This window comes from Streptomyces sp. 2A115 (genome assembly GCF_052245575.1).
Taxonomy (GTDB): domain Bacteria; phylum Actinomycetota; class Actinomycetes; order Streptomycetales; family Streptomycetaceae; genus Streptomyces.
On sequence record NZ_JBQQCG010000017.1, the window covers coordinates 30,627 to 44,896 of the forward strand.

The 14,270-nt window shown below is 69.2% G+C and carries 11 protein-coding genes; 9 read left to right on the plus strand and 2 right to left on the minus strand.

The window, feature by feature from the left end; genetic code table 11:
* Positions 1-106: 106 nt before the first annotated feature.
* The 4 genes from ACTWQR_RS17090 (at position 107) to ACTWQR_RS17105 (ending at position 6,979) form a co-directional block, all read left to right on the plus strand.
* Positions 107-2,866: a helix-turn-helix transcriptional regulator gene (locus tag ACTWQR_RS17090; protein ID WP_443227930.1), complete on the plus strand. Its 2,760-nt coding sequence runs from the start codon at positions 107-109 to the stop codon at positions 2,864-2,866.
* Positions 2,867-3,037: 171 nt separating this feature from the next.
* Positions 3,038-4,459 (plus strand): MFS transporter, encoded by a 1,422-nt coding sequence (locus ACTWQR_RS17095; protein ID WP_443227931.1) that lies wholly within the window; start codon positions 3,038-3,040, stop codon positions 4,457-4,459.
* Between the two features lie 91 nt (positions 4,460-4,550).
* The gene (locus tag ACTWQR_RS17100) at positions 4,551-4,985 is read left to right on the plus strand and encodes a nuclear transport factor 2 family protein (protein WP_443227932.1); all 435 of its coding nucleotides are present in this window, start codon (positions 4,551-4,553) and stop codon (positions 4,983-4,985) included.
* Positions 4,986-5,614: 629 nt separating this feature from the next.
* Positions 5,615-6,979 (plus strand): epoxide hydrolase family protein, encoded by a 1,365-nt coding sequence (locus ACTWQR_RS17105; protein WP_443227933.1) that lies wholly within the window; start codon positions 5,615-5,617, stop codon positions 6,977-6,979.
* A 96-nt stretch (positions 6,980-7,075) separates the two neighbouring features.
* Here ACTWQR_RS17105 and ACTWQR_RS17110 read toward each other — a convergent pair whose 3' ends face one another.
* The gene (locus ACTWQR_RS17110) at positions 7,076-7,252 is read right to left on the minus strand and encodes a hypothetical protein (RefSeq protein ID WP_443227934.1); all 177 of its coding nucleotides are present in this window, start codon (positions 7,250-7,252) and stop codon (positions 7,076-7,078) included.
* 193 nt (positions 7,253-7,445) lie between these two features.
* Here ACTWQR_RS17110 and ACTWQR_RS17115 point away from each other — a divergent pair, with 193 nt between their 5' ends.
* From ACTWQR_RS17115 to ACTWQR_RS17135, 5 genes are all read left to right on the plus strand, one after another.
* Positions 7,446-8,078 (plus strand): peptide deformylase, encoded by a 633-nt coding sequence (locus ACTWQR_RS17115; protein ID WP_443227935.1) that lies wholly within the window; start codon positions 7,446-7,448, stop codon positions 8,076-8,078.
* A 992-nt stretch (positions 8,079-9,070) separates the two neighbouring features.
* A complete protein-coding gene (locus ACTWQR_RS17120; protein ID WP_443227936.1) occupies positions 9,071-9,499 on the plus strand; it encodes an organic hydroperoxide resistance protein in 429 nt (142 codons plus the stop codon).
* 658 nt (positions 9,500-10,157) lie between these two features.
* Positions 10,158-10,604 (plus strand): VOC family protein, encoded by a 447-nt coding sequence (locus ACTWQR_RS17125; RefSeq protein WP_443228022.1) that lies wholly within the window; start codon positions 10,158-10,160, stop codon positions 10,602-10,604.
* 105 nt (positions 10,605-10,709) lie between these two features.
* Positions 10,710-12,155, plus strand: a complete 1,446-nt coding sequence (locus ACTWQR_RS17130) for a dihydrolipoyl dehydrogenase family protein (RefSeq protein ID WP_443227937.1) — start codon at positions 10,710-10,712, stop codon at positions 12,153-12,155.
* Positions 12,152-12,751 (plus strand): GPP34 family phosphoprotein, encoded by a 600-nt coding sequence (locus tag ACTWQR_RS17135; protein ID WP_443227938.1) that lies wholly within the window; start codon positions 12,152-12,154, stop codon positions 12,749-12,751. The genes ACTWQR_RS17130 and ACTWQR_RS17135 overlap by 4 nt, the downstream gene beginning before the upstream one ends.
* 706 nt (positions 12,752-13,457) lie before the next feature.
* On the opposite strand, the gene ACTWQR_RS17140 is transcribed toward ACTWQR_RS17135, so the two are convergent.
* Positions 13,458-13,997, minus strand: coding sequence for a hypothetical protein (locus tag ACTWQR_RS17140; RefSeq protein WP_443227939.1), 540 nt, complete (start codon positions 13,995-13,997; stop codon positions 13,458-13,460).
* Positions 13,998-14,270: the final 273 nt, after the last annotated feature.

Sequence of the window (14,270 nt, forward strand, 5' to 3'; positions counted from 1 at the left end):
GTTGATAACTGCTGCGGCAGACCTCGAGTCCTGCCCACAGCGACCAAGGGCCGCAGCACTCATCCACGGGGGCCCGTGGTGAGGGGGCGGGAACGTGGAATCAGTCATGACGATGGTCGGTCGGGACGGTGAGCAGGCGCAGCTGTCGGCGTTCGTACGGGCCGGCGAGGGAAAGTGCCTCGTCCTCAGAGGCGAGTCGGGGGTCGGCAAGACCACCCTGCTGAACTACGCGGCAGGAATGGCGGCCCGGGACGGCCACCTCGTGATCCGGGCCACAGGAGTGGAGACGGAGTCCGAGCTGCCCTACGCCGGGCTGCGCCAGCTCCTTCACCCGTTGCTCTCCGACGTCTCGCAACTGGACACCGGCACCGGCGCGACGTTCGGCGCCGTCTTCGGCCGGACGGATGGCACGCCTCCGTCCGTCATGACCCTTGGCTTGGCGGTGCTCCGACTGCTGTCGTCCGTCGCGTCGAAGCGGCCGCTGCTGCTGGTCCTGGACGACGGTCATTGGCTGGACGACGCCAGCGCCGCGGTATGCGGATTCGTGGGCCGACGGCTGGCCGATAGCCCGGTGAAGCTGCTGATGGCGGTACGTGGCGACGTCGCTTCGCGCTTCCCCGCCGCCGCGCTGACGCAGACACCAGTCACCGCACTCGCGGACAACGATGCCGCGCTCATGCTGGACCGGTACCGCCCGGCGTTGAGCAACCGGGTCCGCACACTCGTGCTGAACCAGGCCCGGGGCAACCCGCTGGCGCTACTGGAACTTCCACCCCACCTCGTCGGCCACGTCATTGATCGACTGCCGGACGATCTGCTCGGCCGGCCCGGCGAACCGCTGCCCAGGCGACTGCAACACATCTACGGCGCCCGCATCGCGGCCTTGAACGACAGTGTCCGTGCGGAGCTACTGAAAGGCGCCCTCGACGGAGCGGGAGCCGGGCCGGGCTACGGCGCGCCCCCGTCCTCGCGCTACCGCATGCGCGACGTCGAGGAGGCGGTGGCGTGCGGCCTGCTGGTGGACGAACCGGTCACCGGCGAGCTCGCCTTCCGGCATCCCCTCGTACGCACGAGCGTCGTGCGGTCGGCCACGCCCAACCAGCGCCGCGCCGCTCATCACGCGCTGGCACGGACACACCAGGAAGACCTCGACCGGCGCGCCGCGCACTTGGCGGCGGCCACGGTCGATCCCGACGAGGAGGTGGCCGGAGTCCTGGAGGCGGCGGCCGAGTCAGCGACCCGGCGCGGCAGTGCCCTCACGGCTGTGACCTGGCTGACCCGTGCCGCCGAGCTCAGCGACAATCACGCCGACCGGTCCCGGCGACTGGACGACGCGGCGTTCGTCGCAGGGCATGCGGCCCGCTTCGGCCAGGCGCGCAGGCTCGTGCAGGCCGGTCTCGCACCCGGGGCCGGCCAGTCCCCGGCCGCGGTCCTGACCTCCGGATACCTGGCGCTGTATCAGGAAGGCGAAGTGCGCTCCACGCACCGCCGGATCACAGCTGCGATCGAGAGGCTCCGCGACGGCGGGCCGGACCGGCGTGACGAAGTGCTCGATCGGCTGGTGGCCCTCCTGCTCGCCGTCAGCCAGTACGCCGCGGACCGCACGCTCTGGGAGCGCACACATGAACTCCTCGCGTCCCTGGGGGACCTCGTCACCGAGCGGTCGAAGATGTACAGCGGCACCTGGAGCGACGTCATCCGTCACGGAGCCGGCTGGTCCGGACCGGTGGAACAGGCAGCGGCGAGCCTGCACGGCCAGGAACCCTGGGACGTCACACGGTTGGCCGTGTCGGCGTACCACCTCGACATCCTGAGCCAGGTGCGCCCCCATCTCCAGCGCGTCGTGGACCGGGAGTTGGAGACCGGTGCCATGTCCAGCGGCATGGTCATGCTGCAGCTGATCATGCTCGACCAGATGGCCGTCGGGGAGTGGGCCGCGGCCGAGCGCACAGGAGCGCGCGCGTTGGCCCTGGAAGCCGAGCACGGTCACGACCTGTTCGCGCACCAGACCCGGGGATATCTGGCCCAGCTGGCGGCGATGCGTGGCCAGGTGCGGAAGGCGCGCGAGCTGCGGACGGTGGTCGATTCCTGGGCCCGCCCGCGCGGAGTCGGGTTCCTGACCCAGATCGCCGACGCCGCAGGGGCGACGGCCGCGCTGAGCGACGGCGACTACGAAGCCGCGTACTCCCACGCCACCGGCATCACGGTCCCGGGAACGTTCCAGCACTACGCACATCAGGCTTCGCGTACCCTGCTCGACCTCGTCGAGGCGGCCCTGCACACCGGGCGGGCCGAGCAGGCCCGGGAGCACGCGCTGGCCGCACGGGACGCCGGCCTCCCGGGTACCTCACCGCGCCTGGCCTTGCTCACCTACGGGGCGTTGGCGATCACCGCCGACGACGAGGAGGAAGCCGCCGGTATGTATACACGCGCCGAGTCCCACCCGGCCGCGGCGCGCTTCCCGTTCGAGCTGGCGCGGGTCAGGGCGGCGTACGGGAGCCGTCTTCGGTACGTGCATGGAGGTGCGGCGGCCCGGCGGTACCTGGCCCAGGCCGCCGACTCCTTCGACCGGCTGGGCGCGGTTCCCTGGGCCGACCGGGCCCGCGACGAGCTGCGGGCCACCGGGCCCCGGGCCCATACGTCGGTGCGCGCCCCGCTGTCGCTGACGTCGCAGGAGCGCGAGATAGCCGCCCTGGCGGCGAGCGGTATGACGAACGAGGAGATCGGCGCGCGGACGGGGCTGTCCCAACGCACCGTCAGCACCCGTCTGTACCGCATTTTCCCCGCGCTGGGCGTCACGTCGCGGAGCGCGCTCCGCGGTGCTCTGGACCGGCTGGATGAGGTCTCACCAGCGGTAGTCCGGTGACAGCGGGGCGGTGATCGGGCGACGGTCGTTCACCGAAGAGGGAACGCGCACTGAAGATTGGACTTGACGATCCAGTTTTGAGGAGCTCATTATTGGACTATGAAGTCCAGTTATAGCTCTTCCCGTGACCCCGGAGCGAGCCCTTCGGCCGCTTCCCGTGGTGCCGGCGTAGTGCTGGTGATTCTTTCGGTCTGCTCGGTGTCCTATGCGCTGGTGCAGTCGATGGTCAACCCGGCACTGGAATCCCTGCGCGACCAAGTCCACACGGACCAGCTCGGGGTCAGCTGGGTGCTCACGGCGTTTCTCCTCGCGAGTGCCGTCCTGACTCCCATACTCGGCCGACTCGGCGACCAGACGGGCAAACGCCGCATCCTGGTCGCTGTCCTGTTGCTCCTGACGATCGGAAGTGTCGTCGCGGCGCTGGCGACCAGCCTGCCCGTACTGGTCGTCGGGCGCGTGCTGCAAGGAGCGGGCGGTGCCACCCTGCCGTTGGCCTTCAGCGTCATCCGCGACCTGCTGCCCCGTGAACAGGTCGGTGCGAAGATCGGCATGATCGCGGCGGTGAGCGCCGTTGGCGGCGCCATCGGCCTGGTGGTCACCGGCCCGATCATCGACGCACTCGGCGTGCCGTGGCTGTTCTGGCTGCCCGCCATCGCCAACGGGATCATGGCTCTCTTCGTGCTCCTCCTCGTTCCGGAGACCGGCACCTCGACAGGCGGCCGGATGAACTGGTCAGCCGGCGTCATGCTCTCCGCCACGCTCGTCCTCCTGCTGCTGCCGCTGAGCCTGGGGCAGGACTGGGGCTGGGGATCGGCCAGGACCCTGGGGCTGTTCGCCGCCGCCGTGCTGGCCGGAGCGGTGTGGGTGGCCATCGAGTCGCGCTCCACGTTCCCGTTGATCGACATGACCGTGTTCCGGATGCGTCCGGTATGGACGGCGAATCTCGCGTCGTTCCTCTTCGGAGTCACCCTGTACTCCGCGCTCGGTTTCATCCCCGTCTTCCTTCAGACGCCCGCCGGCACTGGCTACGGACTCGGTGAGTCCGTGACGGTGTCCGGCCTGCTCTTCCTTCCGGTGATGGCCTCCCAGTTCACCGGTGGCCTTGCCGCCGGGCCCCTCGCCAGGAGGATGTCGGCGAAGGTGCTGCTCGTCACCGGCACCCTGCCGACCATCATCGGCTTCGTCCTGCTGGCGTTGCTGCACAGCAGTGCCTGGCTCGTGTCCCTCGCCGCCGCGATCGCCGGTCTGGGATTCGGAATCGGCCTCGCGGCGCTGTCCGCGGCGGTCGTCCACGCCGTTCCCGCCGAACACACCGGCGCGGCAACCGGGATGAACGCGAACATCCGCACGATCGGAGGTGCCGTGGGCGCCGCCGCCGTCGCCGCCATCCTCGCGTCGCATACGACCACCGGCGGATTCCCCAGTGAGGACGGGTTCACGACGGCCTTCCTGCTGCTGGCCCTGGCCGGCGTGGTCGGGCTCATCTCCTGCTTGCTCATCCCGACCGGATCGGGGAGCACGGGCCCCGAGGAGGCGACCGCGGAACGGAGCCGCTCCCAGCCCGTCTCCCAGTCCGAACGTGACCTCGCCTGAACTCGTCGACGAGACACGCGACCGGTTGTCCGACGGCATGCGTTTCCGACGACGAAAAGACGCACACCACATACCCAGGGAGTGTTCGATCATGACCACAGCCGCCGACACCCGCCCCATCGAGAACCTGATCGCCGAGTACGCGGAACTGGTCGACACCGGCGATCTGGCCGGCATGGGCAGGCTCTTCGCCGAGGGCGTTTTCATCGGGAGCGACGGCACTCGGCACGAGGGCAGTGAGGCCGTCGAGAAGATGCTGCGGGACCGCACGATCGTCCACGATGACGGCACGCTGCGCACACACCACGTCACCACCAACATCCGCATCGAAGTCGACGAGGAGGCCGGCACGGCCACGGCCCGGTCCTACCTGACAATTTTCCAGGAGGCGGCCGGACTGCCGCTGCAGCCCATCGCGGCCGGCCGGTACCGTGACCGCTTTGTGCGGCGTGACGGCTCCTGGCGATTCGCCGAACGCCGAATCCACATCCACCTGGTGGGCGACACCAGCTACCACATGAGCTGACTCGGCTTCGCGCAACGGACGAAGCCCGCTTCTTCCGAGCACCGGGGGCGCCCCAAGTCCGGTTTCAGGCCTGTCGGGATGACCGTCGACGTGCCGTTCGGGCCTGAAGATCAGCCGAGAGCGGCCTCTGAGCCGGACCTGCGGGGGGTGGCCGTGTCACGCGTCCCAGCCGTGTGTGACCGGCCCCTTTGGCCAGCTTCTCCTCCCCCTCCGGCGCATCCTTCTACCTCGCGCGGTGGCCGCCTCCGCCGCCCTGACGAGAAAGGTGTCTCCCGGCAGCGGCGAGATACACACACATAAATCCGCTACGAACGTGTCACCCGTGAGAAGCAGCCGCATCAGGGCATCCTGACTAGGCCGTCGCGTCCCGCTTCGGCTGAACTGGCCGTTCACTAGGGCGACTTGGGGCAGTCGGCGGTACGCCCCGCTCACTCTGTGCCCCTCCCCTCATGACTCGTCACCTGCTTGACGGGTGACTAAAGGTGCGTAAGGATCGCCATGTGCGAACGAATCACTAGCTTAACCGGTGTCGATGCGCCAGGTGTGTCAGCCAAGGTGTCTCTGCTGCCCCGTCCTCGCTCGGCCGTCAGCTGCCAACTCTTCACCACCCGAGACAAGGAGTTCCACACATGAATCCGACCGGAGATACCAACCCCACCACCACAGGCCGTCGCAAGTTCCTGGGTCTGGCCGCGGGTGCTGTCGCCGCCACTCAGCTCGGCATGCCCGGCCAGGCGCAGGCGGCGACAGGCGGGGTGGCATCGGCGGGTTCCACGTCGGTGACGGGCGCCTCCCTCGGCTCCGCCCGGCCGATCCCCGGAGTCCGTCCCTTCCGCATCAGGGTTCCGCAGCGGGAGATCAGTGACCTTCGGCGGCGGCTGCGGGCCATACGCTGGCCGGAGCGCGAGACCGTCGGTGACCGGTCCCAGGGCGCCCAACTGGCGAAGGTCCGCCCGCTGGCCGAGTACTGGGGAACCGGATACGACTGGCGCAAGGTCGAGGCGAGGCTCAACGCGCTGCCGCAGTTCATCACCGAGATCGACGGGGTGGACATCCAGTTCGCCCACATCCGCTCGCCGCACCCCGACGCTCTGCCGATGCTCATGACGCACGGCTGGCCGGGCTCGATCATCGAGCTCCTGAAGGTCATCGACCCGCTCACCAACCCGACGGCCCACGGCGGGCGCGCCGAGGACGCCTTCCACCTCGTCCTGCCGACGCTGCCCGGCCACGGTTTCTCCGGCAAGCCGACGTCGACCGGGTGGAACCCGGCCCGCATGGCGACCGCGCTCCACCAGCTCATGGTCCGGCTCGGGTATCAGCAGTACGTCTCCCAGGGCGGCGACCACGGCTCGATCATCGCTCAGATCCAGGCCACCCAGCGGCTGAAGGGTCTGCTCGGCATCCACATCAACATGCCGGGCACCGTGCCGCCGGACGTCCTGCGCCACCTGCGCAACTTCGATGCCGCGCCCTCGAACCTGTCCGCTCGTGAAACGGTCGCCTATGACCGGCTGCTGCACTTCTACCGCGACGGTTTCGGCTATGCGGCGATGATGAACGAGAGCCCGCAGACCATCGGTTACGCCCTCGCCGACTCGCCCCTCGCGATGGCGGCGTACTACTACGACAAGATCGCGGAGTGGACCGACTCCGGCGGCGAGCCCGAGAAGGTCCTCACCTACGACGAGATGCTCGACGCCATCTCGCTGTACTGGCTGACCAACACCGGGGCGTCGTCCTCCCGGCTGTACTGGGAAGGCACCCAGGCCGGCGGCGGCCCGTTCAACGCGCGCGACATCCCCGACGTCCCGGTGGCGGTCACGGTGTTCCCGGCCGAGATCTACCCCGCGCCGCGGAGCTGGGGCGAGCGGGCCTACGGCAACCTCATCCACTGGAACGAGGTCGACAGGGGAGGCCACTTCGCCGCCTGGGAGCAGCCGCAACTGCTGGCCCAGGAGCTGCGCACGGCCTTCAGGTCGCTGCGGGGCTGAGACGGGGCGTGGGTGGTTGATCCGAACGTCTCGTTCTTCTGAGTGCGACGCACACCATCAGGGCGCCTGCTCCCGCCACGGCGGCGTGGCCGAGTTCTACGAGTAGGTCGCGTACGTGACCGCGGGCGGCAAGAGGCCCGGTCGGTGGTTGGCCGGCCGGGCTGTCTTCACGGCGTCCTCACCGCCGACGCTCCTCGGCCCGGCCCGTCCCCTGGGCGGCCCGTCCCTGGCCGTCCTGTCCTCGTGACCGCCCAGCACCAGCGGATCGCTCACGGCGGGATTCTTTGAAGTCAACAGATCGAGCGACACGGCGAACCCCGGTCCCCGAAGACCAGTACTTCCGGCACCGTCATCCTGGAATGTCGGTCCTGCCGCACATCTCTGCCCGGCGGCACGCGCATGTGTCCTTCCTCACTGCTTGAGCGGTCGTGTGAACCACGCACCGGCCCGGCTCCGGTTGTCAGGCATGGGAAGCAATGAACTCACCGACAAGGTGGCTCAACTCATCGAGAAGCCGGGGCCGTTGAGTATCGTCCAGGCCGGCGATCCGGTGCTCCGGAAGAAGACCGCTTCCTATGACGGGCAGCTCGACGACGACATGCTGCAGCATCTGATCGCCAGGATGCGCGAGACGATGGAGCAGATCCATGGAGCTGTCGGACTGGCCGCACCGCAGGTCGGTCTGCCGGTGCGGCTCGCGGTGCTGTCGACACCCGCAGAGTTCTCCGCTCGGTTGATCGAGCGCGGGCAGCAGCCCGTGCCGTTCACCGTGCTGGTCAACCCCTCGTACAAGGCTGTCGGACGACCACGCAGGGCGAGCTTCGAAGGGTGCCTGAGCGTGGACGGCTGGCAGGCCGTGGTGACTCGTCCCGACCGGATCAGGCTGACTCGCGAGGACGAGGCGGGACAGCGCCATGTGGAAGAGCATGCCGGGCTAGGGGCGCGGATCATGCAGCATGAGACCGACCACCTCGATGGAATGCTCTACCTTGACCGCGCCGAGCTGCGGTCCCTCTCGACGACGGAGCAGGCAGTGGTGCGGTGGGGTGCCGGCGGACTGGCTGACGCCGCCAAGCAACTCGGCTTCCCGCTGCCCTGACGGACCTCTGGAACGGGGGAGTTGAACCGGACCCCCGCCCTATCAGAGCCAACCGCGGCGTGCACCGGCGGCCCTGCCAGGCGAGCCGTATGCGTGTCCCTGCCCCGGCACGTTCCATCAGACTCTGGGGACGCGGCGCTGGACGGTCCTTCTGCTGAGGCCCGTCTGCGAGGCGATCGCCTTCTCGGCGACGCCCGCGACCAGCAGCGACAGCAGGACAGCAGGACAGCAGGACAGCAGGGACAGCAGGACAGCAGGGACAGCAGGGACGGAAGTTTGCCGTCGGGCGGTGACAGGGAAGGGTGTGTCGCGGTGTCATCCGTGGCCAAGTCGTCGCCCGCCTCCGATAGATGCAGGGGGGCGTTCTCCCAGTAGCCCTCGAACAGGGCGATCAAGGCGTCGAGCCGGCTGCTGTCCCTGACCAGCGCGGTGGTCGGTTGGTGAGGGCTGTCCTGGGGTCACCGAGCCCCAGGGGGGAAGACGTGCCGTCGTGTCCGGGGCCGGGCCGCCTGGAGGCCGTCTGCCGGTGGTCCGGGCATCTGGCCACGGTCACGGCTGTCGTCGGTGATCAGGAAGGACGGTTCGTCTCGTCCGATGTAGCCCCGTCGCCACTTTTGGTGTGCGACAGCCCCGGCGGGTTGGCGAACGACGGGGTGACCGCGGCTGCGCCCACCGCGACGCCTGCTGTGAACGTCGCCAACAAGCGGATGTGTCTCGTCGGTTCCGTGCCTCTCCGGGCGCGCTGAGTGCCGTTCATCTGCGCGGCGGAATCCGCCGGCCCTGAGGCAGGTGTCACTCGATATCGCCGGCACAGCTGGGACATGTCACCAGGGCGACGAGGGACATGTGCACCCCGCGAAGTATCCAATCACCGGCTTGACTGGTGACTGAACGGCTGCCATGATTGCATCACCTCCTAAACCGGTGACACCGTGAATGTCCTGGTCAGTAGACGCCCGAAGACCTTTCGACCCAGATGGGGAGCATCAGTCATGGCAGTCAGCTACACCGCCGTTGTCGACGTCGACGGAGAGGGTCGGAACGGCGGTCACGTCCGCTCCTCCGACGGTCTGCTGGAGACCGACCTCGCCCTCCCCAAGGAGCTCGGCGGCGCCGGCACCGCGACCAACCCCGAGCAGCTCCTGGCCGCAGGCTGGGCCGCCTGCTTCCTCGGCGCCCTGCGTCGCGCCGCCACCCTCCGCAAGGTCCGGCTCACCAGCACCACCATCACCGCCGAGATAACCCTCACGCACGGCGACGACGGCGAGTTCTCCCTCTCCGCGGTCCTCAACCCCGTACTCGGCGGTGTCGACCAGGCCACCGCCGAGGAGCTCGCGCAGGCCGCCCACCAGCTCTGCCCGTACTCCAAGGCCACGCGCGACAACATCCCGGTCACCATCAACGCCGGCGCCGCCGCCTGATCCGTCCCTGGACCGCGGGTCCCGTGCTCCCCCTGCCCGGAACCCGCCACCCCCTCAGCCGCACTCACACCGCCGACCGAAGAGCGAGGGCGCAGGACATGGCTTCCATGACGCACGTATACGCACGAATCGCCCGACATCCTCGCTCGGATCGCGACTGCGTCTCGGGCGAACGGCCGTCCCGGGACACGGCAAGCCTCGGGGATCGTGACTGGCCGACGGACACGCAGGTGTGGAACTGGGCGGAGAGCGCGGCGCTGTCGGGGTACGGCCCGTCGGCCTCGAGCTTCCTCTGACCGGCGGAAGACCGGTCCGGCACCGGATCGTGCCGACAGGGGCGAGGGCACCTCCGACGAAGAGCAGTGCGGCACCCACCGCCAGTGCGCGTCCGGCGCGGGAGGTGGGAGAGGTGGGAGAGGCGGGAGAGATCCTCCTCAAGATCCGTCCTTCCGTGATCGGTCGATGGCCTCCGCGCTGGCCCGCGTTCGCGGCCCAAGGCATAGCGCCCAACATTCACACGTATTCCAAAGTCTTCAGGTGCCATGCTCCGGTAACGAATTGAGTCAGGTGACTGAGGCGACACATGTCGATCGCGGCCGACACTGAGAGCGCAGTGCCCGCCGACGTATACCGAACCATCGAAAGCGAGATCACAGCCATGGACATGAAACTCGAAGTCGTCATTCTGCCCGTCTCCGACGTGGACCGAGCCAAGGGCTTCTACGTTGAGCAGCTCGGCTGGCGCCTCGACGCCGACTTCCCGATCAACGACGGCTACCGGATCGTGCAGGTGACCCCGCCCGGTTCCGAGTGCTCGATCATCTTCGGGGAGGGTCTCACCCAGCAGGAGGCGGGCACGTTCCACGGTCTCCAGCTGACCGTGACCGACATCGTGAAGGCCCAGGAGGAGTTGGCCTCCCGCGGTGTGGAGGTCTCCGGCCCGTTCCGTGACGAGACCGGCGCCTTCCACCACGCCGGTGGCTCCCACCGGGTTCCCGGCCTGCACCCAGAGCGGGCCAGCTACGGCACCTTCGCCGCCTTCAAGGACCTCGACGGCAACGAGTGGTTCCTCCAGGAGGTCACCGAGCGCGCTCCCGGCCGCTGAGACCGCCACCCCGCCACGACCGCGACACACATCCGCCCGACACACATCCGCCCGACACACATCCGCCCGACTCCCATCCGACCGGCTCCAGCCACCGGAGGACACATGACGACCGAGAACACCCGCACATACGACGTCATAGTGATCGGCGCAGGTCCGGTCGGCGAGAACGTCGGGGACCGTACCATCGCCGCGGGCCTGAGCACCGTCCTCGTGGAGAGTGAACTGGCCGGCGGTGAGTGCTCGTACTGGGCCTGCGAACCCAGCAAGGCCCTGCTGCGCCCCGTCCTGCTCCGCGCCGACGCCGTGCACGTCCCGGGTCTCGACCCCGCCGTCAAGGGCCCGCTGGACGTCGAGGCCGTCCTGGCGCACCGCAACCGCATGTCGGCCGACTGGAAGGACGACGGCCAGGTCGAGTGGATCAAGTCGGCCGGTATCGACCTGCTGCGCGGTCACGGACGGCTGGCGGGGGAACGGGAGGTGTCCGTGGAGACCCCCGAGGGAGACACCGTCCGCCTGCGGGCCCGGCACGCCGTCGCCGTGTGCACCGGCAGCAGCGCGGCCCTGCCCGCGCTGCCCGGGATCGAGAGCCTGCGGCCCTGGACCAGCAGGGACGCGACCAGTGCCCAACAGCCGCCGCAGCGCCTCGTGATCGTCGGCGCCGGTGTGGTGGGCGTCGAGATGGCCACCGCCTGGCAGGCCCTGGGCAGCCGGGTGACCCTGCTCGCCCGGGAGGACGGGCTGCTGCCGCGGATGGAGACCTTCGCGGGTGAGCTGATCACCGAGCGGCTGCGGGAGGCCGGTGCGGACGTACGCTTCAACGTCTCCGTCGTCGGCGCGGAGCGGGTGGGCGACGGCGAGGGTGAGGTTCGTGTCGCCTTGTCGGACGGCGGTGAGCTCACCGCCGACGAGATCCTCTTCGCCACCGGTCGCGCCCCGCGGTCGCAGGACATCGGCCTCGGCACCGTCGGACTCGACCCGGGTGACTGGCTTGCCACCGACGACAGCCTGACCGTCACCGCTGTCCCCGGAAACTGGCTGTACGCCGTCGGCGACGTCAATCGCCGGGCTCTCTTCACCCACCAGGGCAAATACCAGGCCCGCGTCGCCGGGTCCGTGATCGCCGCCCGCGCCCGGGGGGAGCAACTGGACACCGGCCGTTGGGCCCCGCACAGCAGTACGGCCGACATCGAGGCCGTCCCCGGCGTCGTCTTCACCGACCCCGAGGTGGCCTCCGTGGGCCTGACCGTCCGCGAGGCCGAGCGCACCGGCCGGGCCGTCGAGGTCGTCGACTACGAGATCGGTCACCTCGCGGGTGCCGTCCAGTACCGCCCCGACTACCGTGGCAGGGCACGGATTCTCATCGACCGGGACCGTCAGGTCGTCGTCGGCGCCACCTTCGTGGGACCGGGCGTCGCCGAGCTGCTGTACTCGGCCACCGTCGCCATCACCGGGGAGGTGCCGGTCGAGCGTCTGTGGCACGCCGTACCCGCGTTCCCCACCATCAGCGAGGTGTGGCTGCGCCTGCTGGAGACGAGGAGGGACTCATGACCACGGCACGCGACCTGGCGCTCGTCGCCCTGAGTATGCCGTCCGATCGGCCCGTGGCACAGGGAGACCTGTCCCTTGCGCTCGCGGGTGCCGAGGCGATCGATCTCCTGGAGAGCGGAGCGCTGAGCCTGGACGGCGACCGCATGACGCCCGGTCCTGGGGTGGCGACGGGCGACCGTCTGCTGGACCAGGCGCAGGCCTCGCTCACCCGGCGGGAGCCCTACGAGACGGTCGACGAATGGCTGTGGCGCCGCGGTGGCGAGCTCGCCGCGGCCTATGTCGAAGACCTGGAGCGGGCAGGGCTCGTCACCCACCCACGAGGCCACTTCCGGCTGCGGTCCGCGCGGACGGTCCTGGCCGACTCGCAGGCTTGCCGCAGTGCGGAGGAACGCAGGGCGTCCGGCGAACCCGTCCTCGCCGCTCTGCTGGCGGCCGCAGGGATCGGGGAAGACCCGGCCGAGGCTCCGGAGAGTCCCACCGGAGACGCGGTCACGACGGTGCTGGCCGCCGTCGGCGACGCGGTGACGCGGCTGGAGGCCGTACGACTGCGGCGGGACGTCGAGACCGCCGCGTTCGACAACATGTGGCGGGGATAGGGCCGCTCAAGCGGGCGCGCCGACGGGCGTTGGCACACCCATGAGTGGGGCTTCGCACCTGCCTCATGGGAGAGAGCGGCGACGGCCGGACCGGGCGCGACGAGGACACGGTGTCGATCGGACCCTCCTGGGGGCGTTGTGAGACTCCGATGCTTGGACGAGGCCCCCAGGGCACCGGTCGGCTGATCGACCGCCGGCTCCTGCAGACGCTGTGACGATCCCGGGTGAACCTTTTGCCCTTGCAAGAACGTGGAGCTATTGGGAAGGGAGGAAGCCGGGATCCTTCCGCCTGTCGGAGACCCGTCGTGGGGAGAAGGGGCGCTCGTGAGGATCGGTATCGTGCGCCGACGACTTCATGGTGGACGACACCGGCCCGTCGGTGCCGACCACGGCCCGTCGGCCCGGCCTTCGGCCACGCACGCGCGGCCGGCTGCCGGACGCGAGGGCATGCGGGAACTCGTCGCTGCTGCGTACTTCACCCTGGGCGACGAGGACTTCCGCATCGACGAACCCATGCTCAACCCGACCGTCGACGAGGGGTGGCCGGCGGAGGTGGCTCCGCGGGGAGAAACCCTTGGTACGCGCCCTGAAGTGCCGCACTCGTCCCGCGTGGCGGTTGTGCCGCATGAGGTGCACAGCAGTGCCCGGTTGCGGACCGCCGCCCGCGGGACGCGTGTGCGTCAGTCGGAGCTGTCCGCCTCGCCCCCTACACCAGGGTGTACATGACGGAACGCTCTTGCTTGTGACGCCTGATACGTCCCTTGGCGACCAGGGATTCGAGGGTGTTCCGTACCACCTGAGGTGTGGGGTTGCGGTCCGGGTGCTTCTCGAGGAGTTCGTCCCGCAGCTCCTTCGCCAGACGCGGCTCGTCGTACTGGCCGAGCAGGTCCGCAAGCAGATCACCGAGCAGAGGCTGGTGCGACTTCGGCTTCTCGGCGGCCTGTGCGGTCTTGGCGGCCCGAGTGGTCCTGGCCGACGTGGAGCGTCGTGAAGGGGTTTCGGCAGGTGCCTGCTTCGCCTTTTCGACGACGGGCTCTTCCTGCGACTGCTCGGGCAGACGGGACGCGTCCGCGAAACCCTCGTACTGCTCGGCGAGGTTGATGATGTCCGCCAGGAGGGCCTCCTCCTGCTTCAACATCTGGATCTTCTCCATCAGCTCCTGCTGTCGCTGACGGTTCTCCTCCAGGTCCGACGCGGCTTGTGCTACGTACCGCGACCGGAGCGTGGCGGCTGATTGGCTGGTCACACCGTTCACTCCCTTGATATGGATGACGTTGCGCATGGTACCCACACCGGGGGTCCCGTGCAGATAAGTGTCGACGCCAGATGGTTCGTCTGGCATGCCCACTCTCCACGATAGGCGCTGATATGTCTGCGCATGGCGGAAGTGTGGACCTTCTTCGGCCTCCCGAGGGTTCGACGACGTCACTCGCTCGAGGCTCCCGCCGCCAACACTGGAGGGTAGGTATGTCGTCGAACCGCCTCTCTGGCGACCCTTGGTGGTCGTTGTATGTGGGAC